This is a genomic window from Flavobacterium oreochromis, from assembly GCF_019565455.1.
In the GTDB taxonomy this organism is placed as follows: Bacteria; Bacteroidota; Bacteroidia; order Flavobacteriales; family Flavobacteriaceae; genus Flavobacterium; species Flavobacterium oreochromis.
In genome coordinates, this window is the sequence record NZ_CP067377.1 from 2,328,897 (window position 1) to 2,345,396 (window position 16,500).

The 16,500-nt window shown below is 30.1% G+C and carries 14 protein-coding genes and 3 pseudogenes; 13 read left to right on the forward strand and 4 right to left on the reverse strand.

The annotated features are described in order from the left end of the window. Positions 1-90: 90 nt before the first annotated feature. Positions 91-582, forward strand: coding sequence for a GNAT family N-acetyltransferase (locus JJC03_RS11200; RefSeq protein ID WP_088398729.1), 492 nt, complete (start codon positions 91-93; stop codon positions 580-582). A 274-nt stretch (positions 583-856) separates the two neighbouring features. Here the strand turns inward: JJC03_RS11200 and JJC03_RS11205 are convergent, their stop codons facing one another. The 4 genes and pseudogenes from JJC03_RS11205 to porX all read right to left on the reverse strand — a co-directional run bounded on the left by JJC03_RS11205 (position 857) and on the right by porX (position 4,723). Beyond that, entirely contained in the window at positions 857-1,240 is a 384-nt protein-coding gene (locus JJC03_RS11205) for a DUF4258 domain-containing protein (protein WP_088445218.1), read from the reverse strand. A 36-nt stretch (positions 1,241-1,276) separates the two neighbouring features. After that, positions 1,277-2,468 (reverse strand): annotated as a pseudogene (locus JJC03_RS11210) (alanine dehydrogenase). Between the two features lie 192 nt (positions 2,469-2,660). Beyond that, positions 2,661-3,071, reverse strand: coding sequence for a tRNA (adenosine(37)-N6)-threonylcarbamoyltransferase complex ATPase subunit type 1 TsaE (tsaE, locus tag JJC03_RS11215; RefSeq protein WP_088398726.1), 411 nt, complete (start codon positions 3,069-3,071; stop codon positions 2,661-2,663). A 109-nt stretch (positions 3,072-3,180) separates the two neighbouring features. After that, a pseudogene (porX, locus tag JJC03_RS11220) lies at positions 3,181-4,723 on the reverse strand (T9SS response regulator signal transducer PorX). Positions 4,724-4,888: 165 nt separating this feature from the next. On the opposite strand from porX, the gene JJC03_RS17950 reads away from it, so the two are divergent. From JJC03_RS17950 to JJC03_RS11265, 12 genes and pseudogenes are all read left to right on the forward strand, one after another. Then, positions 4,889-5,155: a hypothetical protein gene (locus JJC03_RS17950; RefSeq protein WP_258931852.1), complete on the forward strand. Its 267-nt coding sequence runs from the start codon at positions 4,889-4,891 to the stop codon at positions 5,153-5,155. Further along, positions 5,113-5,283, forward strand: a complete 171-nt coding sequence (locus tag JJC03_RS17955) for a M13 family metallopeptidase (protein WP_258932618.1) — start codon at positions 5,113-5,115, stop codon at positions 5,281-5,283. Before JJC03_RS17950 ends, JJC03_RS17955 begins: the two co-directional genes overlap by 43 nt. A 35-nt stretch (positions 5,284-5,318) precedes the next feature. Further along, positions 5,319-6,068 (forward strand): M13 family metallopeptidase, encoded by a 750-nt coding sequence (locus tag JJC03_RS17960; protein ID WP_258931855.1) that lies wholly within the window; start codon positions 5,319-5,321, stop codon positions 6,066-6,068. Positions 6,069-6,073: 5 nt separating this feature from the next. After that, positions 6,074-6,910, forward strand: a complete 837-nt coding sequence (locus JJC03_RS17965; RefSeq protein WP_258931856.1) for a M13-type metalloendopeptidase — start codon at positions 6,074-6,076, stop codon at positions 6,908-6,910. 95 nt (positions 6,911-7,005) lie between these two features. Then, positions 7,006-8,139 (forward strand): HD domain-containing protein, encoded by a 1,134-nt coding sequence (locus tag JJC03_RS11230; protein ID WP_374226229.1) that lies wholly within the window; start codon positions 7,006-7,008, stop codon positions 8,137-8,139. Between the two features lie 135 nt (positions 8,140-8,274). After that, a complete protein-coding gene (gene lpxD, locus JJC03_RS11235) occupies positions 8,275-9,288 on the forward strand; it encodes a UDP-3-O-(3-hydroxymyristoyl)glucosamine N-acyltransferase (RefSeq protein WP_235873340.1) in 1,014 nt (337 codons plus the stop codon). Between the two features lie 13 nt (positions 9,289-9,301). Continuing rightward, complete coding sequence (locus tag JJC03_RS11240; RefSeq protein WP_088398721.1) at positions 9,302-10,690, forward strand: bifunctional UDP-3-O-[3-hydroxymyristoyl] N-acetylglucosamine deacetylase/3-hydroxyacyl-ACP dehydratase; 1,389 nt, start codon at positions 9,302-9,304, stop codon at positions 10,688-10,690. A 57-nt stretch (positions 10,691-10,747) separates the two neighbouring features. Continuing rightward, positions 10,748-11,532: pseudogene (gene lpxA / locus JJC03_RS11245) on the forward strand (acyl-ACP--UDP-N-acetylglucosamine O-acyltransferase). Between the two features lie 20 nt (positions 11,533-11,552). After that, positions 11,553-12,119 (forward strand): elongation factor P, encoded by a 567-nt coding sequence (efp, locus tag JJC03_RS11250; RefSeq protein WP_088398719.1) that lies wholly within the window; start codon positions 11,553-11,555, stop codon positions 12,117-12,119. Continuing rightward, the gene (locus tag JJC03_RS11255) at positions 12,119-13,060 is read left to right on the forward strand and encodes a UDP-3-O-(3-hydroxymyristoyl)glucosamine N-acyltransferase (protein WP_088398718.1); all 942 of its coding nucleotides are present in this window, start codon (positions 12,119-12,121) and stop codon (positions 13,058-13,060) included. The genes efp and JJC03_RS11255 overlap by 1 nt, the downstream gene beginning before the upstream one ends. 214 nt (positions 13,061-13,274) lie before the next feature. Then, the gene (gene sucD / locus JJC03_RS11260; RefSeq protein WP_088398717.1) at positions 13,275-14,147 is read left to right on the forward strand and encodes a succinate--CoA ligase subunit alpha; all 873 of its coding nucleotides are present in this window, start codon (positions 13,275-13,277) and stop codon (positions 14,145-14,147) included. A gap of 420 nt (positions 14,148-14,567) precedes the next feature. After that, positions 14,568-16,340 (forward strand): AMP-dependent synthetase/ligase, encoded by a 1,773-nt coding sequence (locus JJC03_RS11265; protein WP_088398716.1) that lies wholly within the window; start codon positions 14,568-14,570, stop codon positions 16,338-16,340. The last annotated feature ends 160 nt before the right edge of the window (positions 16,341-16,500 follow it).

The window sequence follows — 16,500 nt, forward strand, 5'->3', positions numbered from 1 at the left end:
GTTAAAGAAAAATGATAAAGTTTTACTTATTATGAATCAAAATTTAGTAAGCTTTTAGACAGTTTTTATTGTTTTTTATAGTAAAGTAAAATGGAAATTATTGAAGCAAAAGAAAAAGATATTAAGGATATAATAAGTTTAGCTTACACTATTTGGCCTGATGCTTATGGTAAAATTCTAAGTACAGAGCAGATTACTTATATGTTGAATTTGATTTATTCTGAAGAAGCTTTGTTGTTACAAATGAATAAAAAACAAAAATTTTTATTGATAAAAGATGATCAGCAACTTTTAGGTTTTGCATCTTATGAAATAGATGCGAAGCCCCAAAAGACAAAACTGCATAAAATTTATATACTTCCAAATTTACAAGGAAAAGGAGTGGGACGTTTTTTGTTGAATGAAATTATTGATAGGGCTAAAAAATCAGGAAATTTATATCTCTACTTAAATGTTAATAAGTATAATAAAGCACTTTACTTTTATAACAAGCTAGGCTTTCAATCCATTGGAGATGAAGTGATTTCTATAGGTGGTGGTTATTTAATGGATGATTTTGTTTTAGAGAGAAAAATAATTTAAAAAAAACTTTTTTAAACAAAAGTATAATTATTAATTGGTTAAAAGTAATAATTTTAGAAAAGAAGAAATTAATACTTTAATTATATAATAATATCAAGATCCTGACCAATCGAAAGTGAGATTTGAAAATTAATAAAGACTATCCAAAAAGAAAAAGCATACTATATTGTTTTCTCATGTTTGCTCTTGGTAGAGTATATTATGTAGTTTTACTTTTAATACAAAACCTTAAGGTTAGTTGTTCCTCAATCTAATTTTTTTGGATAGCCTTTTTTTATTTAGTTTTAATAATATTTTTTAAAATAGCCTTATCTTCAAAGTTTTCTATTTCTAATTCAATTGCTTGCTTATGTGTAGTAAAACCTTCAATGATATAGCGTTTACCTCCTGATTTAGTTCTGATATTACTTCTGTCAAAGTCAACATCGCCATAAGTTAAAGTGTTTTTAATATCAGTAGTATCAACCCAATTTTCATTTAAAATTTTTGAAGCTTCTTTTGAATAGTGAAAAGGTTTTGAACGTAAATTATTTAAAACTCGATCATTAGGAAAATAACTACAACTTGTTTTCTTTTGATTTAAAACAAAAAATAAAACAATACTGCCTCCTAAAACACCAAATAAATAATAAGCTAAGCGATATGTAAATGTGCTCATTTAATTTTTTTTTGCAAAAATAGTAAATCTTATGGATTAAAATACGATCAAGTTAATATCTCTATAAGTTAAGCTAAACCATTCTCCTATAGTTTTATTACTTAAAATCCCATGATAAAAATAAACACCATTTTTTAAACCAGCATCACAACGTATAGCACTTTCTATTCCTCCGTCATCTGCAATTTGTAGAAGATAAGGGGTTATGATATTGCTAATAGAGAGAGAAGCTGTTTTAGCATAGCGTGAAGGTATGTTAGGAACACAATAATGGGTTACACCATGTTTTAGAAACGTGGGGTTCTCATGCGTAGTAATTTCAGAAGTTTCAAAACAGCCGCCAGTATCTATACTTACATCTACTATGACAGAACCTTTTTTCATATGGCTTACCATATCTTCAGTTACAACAACAGGTGTTCTGTGCTTGCCACGCATTGCTCCTATAGCTACGTCACATCTTCTTAGTGATTTGAGTAATGTTTTATTCTGTATAGTTGAAGTAAAAATACGGTATTGTAAATTATTTTGTAATCGTCTTAATTTTGTAATTGAATTATCAAATACTTTTACAGAAGCACCTAATCCAATAGCTGTTTTAACAGCATATTCTGCTACAGTACCAGCACCTAAAATGATTACTTCAGTAGGTCTTACACCTGTAATGTTCCCAAATAATAACCCATTGCCCCCTTTATTACAAGTCATTAATTCTGCAGCTATTAATACAGAGGCGGTTCCTGCAATTTCACTTAAAGATTTAACAGCAGGAAAAGAATTATCATCATCTTTTAAATACTCAAAGGCAAGAGCAGTTATTTTCTTTTTTTTAAGAGAAGCGAAGTATTCTTTTTGCGAGTTTTTATTTGTAATGCTGAAATGAGAATTGTTTGTGATTTCATCATTTCAATTTCTTCCTGAGTAGGAGGTTCTACTTTTAGGATCATAGGACAAGCAAAAACTTTTTTCGTATCGTTTGTAATTTCAGCTCCTGCATCACTATAATCCTTATCGCTATAACTAGCATTTTTTCCAGCTCCTGCTTCAATTAAGACTCTATGACCATGACTAACGATTGCATTGACAGCATCAGGTGTTAAACAAATACGTCGCTCTTGAAAAGCGGTTTCTTTAGGAATACCAATAAAGAGTTCGCTTTTGTGTTTAGTTACTTCCAATTTTTCTTCTTGTGGAAGTAACTCTTTTTACTAAAAGGAGTAATCGCCATGATGATATTTTATAAAGCTACAAATTACGAAAAAATCTTAATGGTAACAAAGTAGAGCTTTGTTTTATTTTTAGATTGATATTTAAATAAAAAAGCTTTAAACTTATAATTCTTCTTCCTTTTCTAAGGTTATATACCTTGATTTTTTGTTTGTAAGGTAAATGAATCCTTAATTTTAGCGCATAACGAAGATTAATAATTTAATTCAAGTAAACGTTTTCCATCTTCTAATGTGGATATATTAACAACGGTATGGTTTTCAGGGATTAAATCTGAGATTTTTTCAGCCCATTCGATAAAACACCAATGTCCAGAATAAAGGTATTCATCTATTCCCATATCCAAAGCTTCCGTTTGTGATTTTAGGCGATACACATCAAAATGATATATAATTTGATTATTATTAGCTTCATATTCATTTACTAAACTAAAAGTAGGGCTGCTGGTTGCATCTTTTACACCCAGTACTTTGCACAAAGTTTTAATAAAGGTGGTTTTTCCAGCACCCATTTCGCCATTAAAAAGAATAATCTTTTCAGGATTAGTTGCTAAAACCTGAGTTGCTATGTTTTCTATATTTTCTAAGGAGTATTCAAATTTCATTATTTTAGATTTCAAATTGTAAAAATAATTATAAGTCTTTGAATTCAGAAAAAGTTCATAAATCATTTTGCATGAAATAAAAACATATTCTAAAACAACTATACCTTTTTTATTTTTTAGGGCTAAATACTAAAAAGGAACAATCATTTCTTCCAAAGAAATTCCTCCATGTTGATAAGTGTTTCTGTAATAGCTGGCATAATGGTTATAATTATTAATATAAGCTAAAAAGTGATCATTTTTTGCAAAGATAAAAGAGCTTGTCATGTTAATAGCAGGTAGCCCTATTTTTTTAGGGTCTTTAATTGCATAAACATCTTTAGCTTCATAAGTAAGACTTCTTCCCGTTTTGTAGCGTAAATTTAGACTCGTGTTTTTATCGCCAATAACCTGTGAAGGGTTTTTAACATTAATAGTGCCGTGATCCGTTGTGAGTATTAACTTAAAGCCAAGACGTTGTGCTTGTTGAATAATTTCTAATAAAGGTGAATTTTTAAACCAACTCAAAGTTAATGAGCGATAAGCTTTATCGTCAGAGGCTAGTTCTTTTACTACATCCATATCTGTTTTTGCATGTGACAACATATCTACAAAATTGTATACTATAGCAACTAGTTTTTTATCTTTTAATCCTTTGAAATTTTCAGCTAGTTTTTTTCCATTCGTAAAATTTGTAACTTTAAAATATTCATGTGATATATTTAGTCGAAGGCGTTTCAGTTGCTCGGCTAAAAATTCAGCTTCAAATAAATTTTTCCCTCCTTCATCTACATCATTTTTCCAATATTGTGGATACATTTTTTCCATTTCCAGAGGTAATAAACCTGAAAAAAGAGCATTTCGAGCATATTGGGTTGCAGTAGGAAGTAATGCAAAATAAGGAGTTTCTGTTTCTAATTTGTAATGATTTCCTACAACAGTTTCAAAAGCCTTCCATTGATCATAGCGTAAATTATCAATTACTACAAAAAGTACATTTTCTTCTTTTCTTAATTCAGGAATGACTAATTTTCTAAATACTTCGTGCGAAAGGATAGGACGATCGTTGGTTTGTGTAAACCAATTTTCATAATTTTTTTCGATGAATTTTCCAAATTGAGAATTAGCCTCTACTTTTTGGGATTCTAAAATTTGAAACATATTTTGATCATCAATATTTTCTAGTTCCATTTCCCAGAACATAAGTTTTTGTATAGATCTACCCATTCTTCGTAGGTATTTACCATTGCCATATCCATGGCTATTTTACGGAATTCTTTTTGATAATCTAATGTCGTTTTTTCAGAAATCAAACGTGAATGATCTAAATTCTTTTTTAAGCTTAAAAGAATTTGATTAGGATTAACAGGTTTTATTAAATAATCAGCAATTTTAGAACCAATAGCCTCTTCCATTAAGTACTCTTCTTCACTTTTAGTGATCATGATAATAGGAATAGCTTGTTTTTTCTCTTTCATTTCAGCTAAAACCTCAAGCCCTGTCATTCCAGGCATATTCTCGTCTAAGAAAATAATGTCGAAATTTTCTTCTTGAAAAAGATCTAAAGCATCTCTTCCATTATTACAAGTTGTAACTTGGTAATTTTTCTTTTCTAAAAATAAAATATGTGGTTTTAGTAAGCTTATTTCGTCATCAACCCAAAGTATTTTCATGGTTTGCTTTTTTGTATTATATAATAATTATTTGATTTTCTAACTGCAGAATAAATGCAATTTACTATATTAAAAACTATCGTTTCTTAAAAATAGTATAAAAAATAGTATTTTTTTACATTTAAAATATATTTGATCCCTAAACATATTAGAAATAAAATGAAAATGAATAAACTATCTATTTTACTATTCAGTATTTTAGTTCTTGCAGGAAGTTGTAAAAAAGAAGTGAAAAATCACAATGCTCCCGATGTTTTAGTAACAAATAGGGATACTACGGCTAATTTATCAGATGATTTTTTTCAGTATGCTAATGGTAGTTGGTTTAAAAAAATCCAATTCCAGCATCAGAAAGAAGTAATGGAATTTTTAGAACAATTCAAGATACTATTAATAATCAAATCAAAAAGATTTGTGAAAAATCAGCTGTAGAAGATGCTGAAAAAGGTAGTAATAAGCAAAAAATAGGTGATTTTTACGCATCTGGGATGGATACTTTAACCATAAATAAGTTAGGTATAGATCCTCTGAAAAAGAATTTCTTAAAATACAAAACATAAAAGATTTACCCTCATTAGTAGAACAAACTGCTTATATGCACACCATAGGAGCAGATCCCGCTTTTAGTTTTTATGTAGCGCAAGATGATAAAAATAGTGCTAAATATGCGCTTTTTTTTAATCAAGGAGGTTTGGGGATGAGAAATAGAGATTATTATTTTAATACAGACAAGGAAACGGTAGAAATACGTAAAGCGTATGAAAAACATTTGGAAAAAATGTTTGTATTAATTGGAGATAAAAAAACAGCTTTAAATAATGCTCAGATAGTTATGAGACTTGAATTAGAGCTAGCTAAAAACTCAAGAAGACTAGAAGCTCTTAGAGATCCTATAGCTAATTATAATAAAATGGCTTTAGGTAAGTTTAAAGAATTAGTGCCTAATCTAATGATTGATAAAATTTTAGGACAATTAAAAATTAAAAAAGCTGATTCTGTTATTGTTGGACAACCAGAGTTTTATAAAGCACTTAATACTATTGCAAAAAAATATACAATTGAAGAATGGAAAATATATTTAAAGTGGAATTTAGTAAATTCATATGCTACCTATTTAAATGATCGTATTGAAAAAGAACATTTTCATTTCTATTCAACCATTATGAGTGGTGTTAAAGAGCAAAAGCCAAGATGGAAACGTGTAGTAGAACAAACAGATGAATCACTAGGAGAGCTAATAGGACAGGTATATGTAGAAGAATATTTACCTAAAGGAACAAAAGAAAAATTATTAGAAATAGGTAATGCTATTAGGGAGGTGTATGCTGATAGAATAAAAAAATAGATTGGATGGGTGCAGAAACTAAGAAAAAAGCACTTTTTAAACTTTCAAAAATAGTTATGAAAGTTGGTTATCCAGATAAATGGAAAGATTTGTCTTCTATAGTAATTGATAAAACACATTATTTGGTAAATATAATGGCTGTTAATCAATGGGCTTACAATGAAATGGCCTCAAAATATGGGAAACAAGTGGATCGTACTGAATGGGGGATGTATCCGCAAACCTATAATGCTTATTATAATCCAAGCAATAATGAAATATGTGTTCCTGCTTGTAATATAATTGTTCCTGGTTTTCAAGGATATATGCCAGATGATGCGGTCCTATATGGTATTATAGGAGGTTCTACTTTTGGACACGAAATAACACATGGTTTTGATGATCAAGGAAGTCAATATGATGAAAAAGGAAATCTAAATAATTGGTGGACTCCAGAAGACTTGAAGAAATTTAAAGCTAAAACAAAAGCTATTGTAAAACAATATAATAAATACGAAGCATTACCCCATAAATTTGTAAATGGAGAAGCAACCCAAGGAGAAAATATAGCTGATTTAGGAGGTGTGGTTATGGGGTATGAAGCATTTAAAAGAACAGAACAATTTAGAAAAAATCAAAAAATAGCGGGTTTAACCCCTAATGAGCGTTTCTTCCTAGCTTATGGCTATGCTTGGATGGTTAATATAAAACCAGAAGCATTAGCGCAACAATTAATAGAAGATGTTCACTCACCAGCACGTTATAGAATTAATGGTCCACTTAGTAACATAGATTCTTTTTATGATACTTTTAAAATTACAAATAGAGGTAAGATGTTTATTCCTAAAAAGATAGAATCATAATATGGTAATACAATAATATTAACTTAGAATTTAAAACCTGATAGTTTTTGTTAACTGTCAGGTTTTTTTATCTTTGTTAGACTAAATCTACATTTGTGAGTAATACAAACAAACTTAAGATATTTAACGATCCTATATATGGTTTTATAACCATCCCAAATCCTTTTATTTATGATTTAATACAACATCCTTATTTTCAACGTTTAAGAAGGATAACGCAAATGGGTATGTCATATCTAGTTTATCCAGGAGCCAATCATACACGCTTTCATCACGCATTAGGATGCTTGCATATAATGCAAAAAGCAGTTAGTGTGCTTCGATTTAAAAATGTTATCATTTCAGAAGAAGAAGAAAATGCACTCTATATTGCCATATTGTTACATGATATAGGGCATGGTCCCTTTTCACATGCCATGGAACACAGTATAGTAGAAGATGTTCATCATGAAGAAATTTCTCTTTTATTTATGAATAAATTAAATAAAGAATTTGATGGGAAATTAACTTTAGCGATTCAGATTTTTAAAGGAGAGTATCATCGGAAATTTATGCTTCAACTTATTTCAAGTCAATTAGATATGGATCGTATGGACTATTTGAAAAGAGATAGCTTTTATAGTGGAGTTGAAGAAGGAAAGATTAATTCTGATAGGTTAATCCAGATGATGAATGTTGTAGACGATGTTTTAGTAATAGAAGAAAAAGGGATTTATTCTGTCGAAAAATTTTTAATGGCTCGTAGATTAATGTATTGGCAAGTATATTTACATAAAACCAGTTTAGTAGCAGAAGAAATTCTAACACGAATATTAAAAAGAGCTAAAGAGTTATATCAAAAAGGAATTGAAGTAGAATGTAGTAAACCTTTGTACTTTTTTATTAAAAATAAAATTTATTTTGAAAAATTTGATGATTTTATATTAGATGAATTTTCAAAATTAGATGATACAGATGTAGTAGGAGCAATTAAAAATTGGCAATACCATCAGGACTATACCCTTAGCGAGTTAAGTAGAATTATAATAAATAGAGATCTACTAAAAATAAAAATGGGAGAAGAAAAATTTTCTTCTGAAGAAATAAATCAACTAGTAGAAGATTTTGCCCAATTAAAAAATATATCATCTGTAGAATCAAAATATTTTGTATTCAAAGGTAAAATAAAAAATCAGGCCTATAGCAAAATAGCGGAACCTATCAGAATACTCAAAAAGATGGAACACTAGAAGATGTAGCAGTTTTGTCAGATCAATTATCATTAAAAGCTTTATCAAAACAAGTTACCAAATATTATTTGTGTTATCCAAAACAACTAAATAAAAGTTAAGATTTCCGTAAAAATTTATACTTTTGCAAGAATTATGAAGTTTACAGCAGAACAAATTGCAGGAATATTAGAAGGCGAAGTAGTAGGAAACCCTAGTGCTGAAGTCTCTAAACTGTCTAAGATAGAAGAAGGTACAGAAGGATCGTTAACGTTTTTAGCAAATCCTAAATACCAAAGTTATATATATGAAACGAAGGCAACTATAACAATTGTAAATAAAAGTTTTGAGCCAGAAAACAAATTAACTACCACTTTAGTTAAAGTAGAAGACGCATATAAGTCTTTTTCAAAATTATTAGAGTTTTATAATCAAATTAAACATAATAAAACAGGTATAGAAGAACCTTCTATGCTGTCAAAAAGTGCTAAATATGGAGGGAATTTCTATTTAGGAGCTTTTAGTTATATAGGAGAAAATGTAATTATAGGGGAAAATGTAAAAATATTTCCCAATTCATTTATAGGAGATAACGTTATTATTGGTGATAATACAATGATTTTTGCTGGAGCAAAAATTTATTCAGAAACAATAATAGGGAAAAATTGTACAATCCATTCAGGTACAGTTATAGGTGCAGATGGATTTGGTTTTGCTCCTAATGCAAACGGAGAATATAGTAAAGTGCCTCAAATAGGAAATGTTGTTATAGAAGATAATGTAGACATAGGAGCAGCAACTACTATAGATAGAGCTACATTAGGATCTACAATTATACGTAAAGGGGTTAAGTTAGATAATCAAATTCAAATAGCTCACAACGTTGAAATAGGTAAAAATACAGTAATCGCCTCTCAAACAGGAATTGCAGGATCTACAAAAATTGGAGAAAACTGCATGATTGGAGGGCAGGTAGGTATAGTAGGGCATATTATTATAGGTAATAACGTAAAAATACAAGCTCAATCAGGTATTGGTAGAAGTTTAAAAGATGGGGAAGTAGTACAAGGTAGTCCTGCTTTAGGTTACAATGATTTTAATAAATCATATGTGCATTTCAAAAACTTACCCAAAATTGTTTCAGAGATAACAGAACTAAAAAAAATATAAAGAAGTAGTAGTCATGGTTAAACAAAAGACCATTCAGTCAGAAATTACACTAAAAGGAGTTGGTTTACATACAGGTAAAGAAGTTACAATGACTTTTAAGCCCGCTCCCATAAATAATGGTTTTACTTTTATACGTGTTGATTTAGAAGGACAACCTATTATTGAAGCAGATGCAAATTATGTTGTTAATACACAAAGAGGTACAAATTTAGAAAAGTTAGGAGTTATGATTCAAACTCCTGAACATGTTTTGGCAGCACTAGTAGGATGTGATTTAGATAACATAATTATAGAATTAGATGCGTCAGAATTACCTATAATGGACGGTTCTTCCAAACATTTTGTCGAAGCTATCGAAAAAGTAGGATTAATAGATCAAGATGCAGAACGAGAAGTATATGTAGTAAAAGAAGTTATTTCCTATTTAGATGAAGCAACAGGTAGTGAGATTACCGTTATTCCATCAGATGAATATTCTGTTACTACAATGGTAGATTTTGGAACAAAAGTATTAGGTACTCAGAATGCTTCAATGAAAAGTATTTCTGAATTTAAATCAGAAATAGCTTCTTGTAGAACTTTTAGTTTTTTACATGAGCTAGAAATGCTTTTAGAACATGGTTTGATAAAAGGAGGAGATCTTAACAATGCTATTGTTTATGTTGATAAAGAATTGTCAAACGAAACAATGGAAAAATTAAGAGTCGCTTTTGGGAAAGATGAAATTTCAATTACACCAAATGGAGTACTTGATAATCTAACCTTACATTATCCAAACGAAGCAGCTCGTCATAAATTATTAGATGTTGTAGGAGATTTAGCATTAATAGGCACTAAAATTAAAGGTAAAATTATAGCTAATAAGCCTGGACATTTTGTAAATACCCAGTTTGCTAAAAAAATAGCTAAAATCATAAAAAATGAACAACGTAACAATGTTCCCGTTTATGATTTAAATAAAGAACCTTTGATGGATATTCATAAAATAATGTCTATGCTCCCGCACAGACCGCCATTTTTATTAGTAGATAGAATTTTGAGCATGACTGATACTCAAGTGGTAGGTTTGAAAAATGTAACTATGAACGAAGATTTCTTCATTGGACATTTTCCAGGAGCTCCTGTAATGCCTGGTGTTTTAATAGTTGAAGCAATGGCCCAAACAGGAGGAATATTAATTTTAAGTACAGTTCCTGATCCTGAAAATTACTTAACTTATTTTATGAAAATTGATAATGTTAAGTTTAAACATAAAGTTTTACCAGGTGATACTTTAATCTTTAAGCTAGAATTATTATCTCCAATAAGAAGAGGTATTTGTCATATGCAGGGATACGCATTTGCTAATGGTAAATTAGTAGCAGAAGCCGAATTAATGGCTCAAATTGTTAAAAACCAATAAAGGTATAGTGTTTAAAATATAAAACACTAACTAGTTTAAACGTATAATAAATTAGAAATGAATCAACCATTAGCATATGTACATCCAGGGGCTAAAATTGCAAAAATGTTGTAATTGAGCCTTTTACAACGATACATAATAATGTGGTAATAGGAGAAGGAACTTGGATAGGTTCAAATGTAACGATTATGGAAGGAGCTCGTATAGGTAAAAATTGTAACATTTTTCCTGGAGCCGTTATATCAGCTGTTCCGCAAGATCTAAAATTTGGAGGCGAAGATTCCTTGGCTGTTATAGGTGATAATACTACCATTAGAGAATGTGTTACCATTAACAGAGGAACACTAGCGTCCGGTCAGACAATAATAGGTAGTAACTGTTTAATTATGGCCACAGCACATGTTGCTCATGATTGTCATATAGGAAATAATGCTATTATTGTAAATGGTGTAGCATTAGCAGGTCACGTTACAGTTGGAGACTACGCAGTAATTGGAGGATTAGCAGCAGTTCATCAATTTATATCTATTGGAGATCACGCTATGATATCAGGAGGATCATTGGTTCGTAAAGACGTACCTCCTTATACAAAAGCAGCTAAAGAGCCATTATCTTATGTAGGAATTAATTCAGTAGGACTCAGAAGAAGAGGTTTTTCTACTGAAAAAATTAGAGAGATTCAAGATATATACAGAATTTTATATCAAAAAAACTATAATACAACTCAAGCATTAGCAATCATTGAAGCAGAAATGACAGCTACTCCCGAGCGCGATGAAATTCTTGATTTTATTAGAAATTCATCAAGAGGAATTATGAAAGGTTATACAGGAAATATTTAAAAAAAAATAGTAAAATAGAAATGGCAAGTACGGCAGACATTAGAAACGGATTGTGTATTAAGTATAATCACGATATTTTTAAAATCGTTGAATTTTTACATGTTAAACCAGGGAAAGGACCTGCTTTCGTTAGAACCAAGTTAAAATCATTGACATCAGGAAAAGTATTGGACAATACTTTCTCAGCAGGTCATAAAATTGATGTAGTAAGAGTTGAAACACATACTTATCAATACTTATACAACGAAGGATCAGAATTTCATTTTATGAATCAAGAAACCTTTGAGCAAATAACTTTAAATAAAGATATTTTAGATGCTCCTGATTTATTAAAAGAAGGCACGAATGTAATGGTACAAATTAATACAGAAACAGAAATGCCTTTATCTGTAGATATGCCAGCTTCAGTAGTTTTAGAAGTAACTTATGCAGAACCAGGGGTGAAAGGAAATACAGCGACTAATGCGACAAAGCCCGCTACTGTAGAAACAGGAGCACAAGTTAATGTACCTTTATTTATTAATGAAGGAGATAAAATTAAAATAGATACAGCAACAGGCGCTTATATGGAGCGTGTTAAGGAATAATGAGGTTTCTTAGACAATATAGTTTAAAGGAAATAGCGTCTATTATAAATTGTAAATTTATAGGAGACGCTAATTTTCCTGTTTTAGGAATGAATGAAATACATGTGGTTCAATCAGGCGATATTGTTTTTGTAGACCATCCTAAATATTATGATAAAGCTCTACAATCTGCAGCTACAATTATTTTAATAAATAAAGAAGTAGATTGTCCTGAAGGAAAAGCATTGTTAATTTCAGAAGACCCTTTTAGAGATTTTAATTTTCTTACCCAATATTTTAAACCATTTCAAGCATCTAATACCTCTGTGTCCTCGACTGCTCAGATAGGAGAAAATACTATAATACAACCTAACTGTTTTATTGGAAATAATGTAAAAATAGGTTCGAATTGCCTAATTCACTCTAATGTATCTATTTATGATCATACCGTTATTGGAGATAACGTTATTATTCATTCAGGAACCATTATTGGAGCAGACGCATTTTATTATAAAAAAAGACCAGAAGGATTTGATCAATTATTATCAGGAGGAAGAGTTGTGCTTGAAGATAATGTAGGTATCGGAGCATTATGTACAATTGATAAAGGAGTTACAGGTGATACTACTATAGGAGAAGGTACAAAAATAGATAATCAAGTACATGTAGGACATGATACCATAATAGGTAAAAGATGTTTAATCGCTTCACAAACAGGTATTGCAGGTTGTGTTGTTATAGAAGATGAAGTTACATTGTGGGGTCAAGTAGGAATTACAAGTAGTATAAAGATAGGAAGTAAAGCAGTGGTAATGGGGCAAACTGGTGTTACAAAATCACTGGAAGGATCAAAAGTTTACTTTGGTACACCAGTAGAAGAATCACGAGAAAAACTAAAACAATTAGCAAATCTTAAAAAAATACCAGAAATACTTAGTAAGCTTAATCAAAACGACGAATAAATAAGTATAAAATTAGATTGAATATATAAAATATTAAAAGTCTAATTTTATTAAAAAGATAAAGGTTAGTTTTAGTCCTCTTTTTGTATGATTCACTCTACCGTAAAGAGATTAATACGACATAAAAGATATATTCTTTTCAAAAATAATTTTAAAGTAAGAGTAAAAGGTTTACTTTTGCGTCATATATTTTATAACAAACAATACACATATTATGAGTGTTTTAGTAAATAAAGATTCAAAAATAATCGTACAAGGTTTTACAGGAAGTGAAGGTACTTTCCATGCTTCGCAAATGATAGAGTACGGAACTAACGTAGTAGGAGGAGTTACTCCTGGTAAAGGAGGTTCTACACATTTAGATCGTCCTGTATTTAATACTGTTAAAGATGCAGTAGATCAAGCAGGTGCAGATACATCTATTATTTTTGTACCGCCAGCATTTGCGGCGGATGCTATTATGGAAGCAGCTGATGCAGGTATTAAAGTTATTATCTGTATTACTGAAGGTATTCCAGTGGCTGATATGATTAAAGCATATGATTACATCAAAGGAAGAGGTTGTAGGTTAGTAGGACCTAACTGTCCAGGTGTAATTACTCCAGAGGAAGCAAAAGTAGGTATTATGCCAGGTTTTGTTTTCAAAAAGGGAAATATTGGTATTGTGTCTAAGTCAGGTACTCTTACTTATGAAGCAGCTGACCAAGTTGTTCGTCAAGGATTTGGAATTACTACAGCTATTGGTATTGGTGGTGATCCTATCATTGGTACGACTACAAAAGAAGCAGTTGAGTTATTAATGAATGATCCTGAAACTCATTGTATTATTATGATTGGTGAAATTGGAGGACAATTAGAAGCTGACGCTGCCAAATGGATTAAAGCAGATGGTAATCGTAAGCCAGTTGTTGGATTTATTGCAGGAGAAACAGCTCCAAAGGGACGTACAATGGGGCATGCAGGTGCTATTGTAGGCGGTGCTGATGACACAGCTGAAGCTAAGAAACGTATCATGAGAGAAAATGGTATTCACGTAGTAGATTCACCAGCTGAAATTGGTAAAAAAGTAAAAGAAGTATTAGGATAATTATTTGTATATAAAATAAGGTTCTCAACCTAAAAAGATACTTAAAAATAAGCCCATTTATTGGGCTTATTTTTTTATATATTCTGTTTGTTAATTATAGTTACTCTCTAAGTCAATTTTAATTTTAATAAAATTATTCAATTACATTTTAAAAATTATCTAATTCAGTTTTTGTAATTTTCGCCAATACTTTTATTCTGCCGATTTTATTTCTATGCAATTATTAACTGTTAGAAAAAAATTAAATAGAGTATTGAAAAGTAAAAAAATGAATACTATATTTTATAAAATAATTTTTTTATTCAAACAAAAATGTTTTTTTGTGTAAATTATTTATCAAATAGTTTTAAAAAATAAATAAAAATTGTATTTTAAGTTAAATTTATTTAATTTGCACTATAACTTTACCCACATTTAATAATGACGAACATTACAAGATTATTTGATTTTCCTTATTATCAGCTAGAACAGAACAACTTACCAGATGCGCTGGTTACAAAATATAATGGAAAATGGGTTAAAACGTCTACCCAAGAATATTTAGATAAAGCAAATGCCGTTTCGAGAGCACTTATTGCCATGGGGGTGCAAAAAGATGATAAAATAGCAATTATATCATCCAATAACAGAACAGAATGGAATATTATGGATATAGGAGTGTTGCAAATTGGAGCTCAAACAGTTCCTATTTACCCAACTATATCGGAGCAAGATTACGAATATATTTTAAATCATTCAGAATCCAAGTATTGTTTCGTATCTGATAAAGAAGTTCTGAAAAAACTAAATTCAATAAAAGCCAATGTAACTAGCTTGGTTGGAGTTTTTACTTTTGATGAAATTTCAGATGAAAAAAATTGGGCTGATTTATTGGTTATAGGAAAAGATACAAGTACACAAAACTTAGTTGAAGAGCGTAAAAATAATGTCAAGCCAAGTGATTTAGCAACTATTATTTATACATCAGGTACTACAGGTAAACCTAAAGGAGTCATGTTATCTCATAATAATATTGTATCCAATGTTTTAAATAGTTCGGATAGGATACCATTAGTAGCTGGTAAAGCAAAGGCTATGAGTTTTCTACCTATTTGTCATATCTTTGAGAGAGTTATTCTATATATTTATCAATATTATTCTATTTCAATTTATTTTGCTGAATCGATTGATAAAATCTCAGATAATTTTAAAGAAGTTCAGCCAGATGTGTTTACCGTTGTTCCTAGATTATTAGAAAAAGTATATGATAAAATTTATGCTAAAGGAACAGAGTTAACAGGTCTTAAAAAGAAAATCTTCTTCTGGGCTGTTGAGCTAGGTTTAAAATACCAACCATATGGTCAAAACGGATGGTGGTATGAATTTCAATTAAAAATTGCTCGTAAATTAATATTCAGTAAATGGCAAGAAGCTTTAGGAGGAAACGTTAAGCTAATGGTTTCTGGTAGTGCTGCATTACAAACTCGATTAACACGTGTATTTTCAGCTGCTGGAATGCCTGTAATGGAAGGTTACGGTTTAACAGAAACATCTCCAGTTATAAGTGTAAATGATATGCGTAATGGCTTATTTCGTATAGGAGCCGTAGGTAAACCAATAAAAAATGTAGAAGTCAAAATAGCTGAAGATGGTGAAATTCTTTTCAGAGGTCCCAATCTAATGATGGGGTATTATAAAGATCAAGCACAGACTGATGAAGTTATTAAAAATGGATATTTTCATACAGGAGATATTGGAGAATTTGATAAAGATGGCTTTTTACGCATAACTGATCGTAAAAAAGAAATGTTTAAAACTTCAGGAGGGAAGTATGTAGCTCCTCAAATCCTAGAAAATACATTCAAACAATCTCGATTTATAGAACAAATAATGGTCATTGGAGAAGGACAAAAAATGCCTGCTGCTATTATACAACCTGCTTTTGAATTTATAAGAGAATGGGCTCATATTCATCATGTGAATATTGGTACTACAAATGAAGAGCTTATTCAAAATCAAGAAGTTATTAAGAGGATTTATCAGGAGATAAATCATTTTAATGCTAAATTTGGAAATTGGGAGCAAGTTAAGAAGTTCGAACTAACATCCGATGTTTGGTCAATAGATGGAGGGCAACTTACTCCAACTCTAAAATTAAAGCGAAAAGTAGTTTTAGAAAAATATAAAGATCTTTATGCTAAAATTTATGAATAAATCTTGTACAAGATTTATTCATAAAGAAAAACTATTTTAAAAGTATAAAAAAATCAGTATTTTGTCATTATAAATTCTAGTAAATCATATTGTTGTATGATTTTTTTTAGCTAAATGATAACTGATTTTTTATACTTTTATAAAAATTTTATTTTCTCTT

Bases quoted from the DNA above. Each gene is read 5' to 3' on its own strand.
- JJC03_RS11200 (WP_088398729.1), top strand. From the start codon at position 91: ATGGAAATTATTGAAGCAAAAGAAAAAGATATTAAGGATATAATAAGT.
- JJC03_RS11205 (WP_088445218.1), bottom strand. From the start codon at position 1,240: ATGAGCACATTTACATATCGCTTAGCTTATTATTTATTTGGTGTTTTA.
- tsaE (WP_088398726.1), bottom strand. From the start codon at position 3,071: ATGAAATTTGAATACTCCTTAGAAAATATAGAAAACATAGCAACTCAG.
- JJC03_RS17950 (WP_258931852.1), top strand. From the start codon at position 4,889: ATGAATAAACTATCTATTTTACTATTCAGTATTTTAGTTCTTGCAGGA.
- JJC03_RS17960 (WP_258931855.1), top strand. From the start codon at position 5,319: ATGCACACCATAGGAGCAGATCCCGCTTTTAGTTTTTATGTAGCGCAA.
- JJC03_RS17965 (WP_258931856.1), top strand. From the start codon at position 6,074: ATGGGTGCAGAAACTAAGAAAAAAGCACTTTTTAAACTTTCAAAAATA.
- lpxD (WP_235873340.1), top strand. From the start codon at position 8,275: ATGAAGTTTACAGCAGAACAAATTGCAGGAATATTAGAAGGCGAAGTA.
- JJC03_RS11240 (WP_088398721.1), top strand. From the start codon at position 9,302: ATGGTTAAACAAAAGACCATTCAGTCAGAAATTACACTAAAAGGAGTT.
- efp (WP_088398719.1), top strand. From the start codon at position 11,553: ATGGCAAGTACGGCAGACATTAGAAACGGATTGTGTATTAAGTATAAT.
- JJC03_RS11255 (WP_088398718.1), top strand. From the start codon at position 12,119: ATGAGGTTTCTTAGACAATATAGTTTAAAGGAAATAGCGTCTATTATA.
- sucD (WP_088398717.1), top strand. From the start codon at position 13,275: ATGAGTGTTTTAGTAAATAAAGATTCAAAAATAATCGTACAAGGTTTT.
- JJC03_RS11265 (WP_088398716.1), top strand. From the start codon at position 14,568: ATGACGAACATTACAAGATTATTTGATTTTCCTTATTATCAGCTAGAA.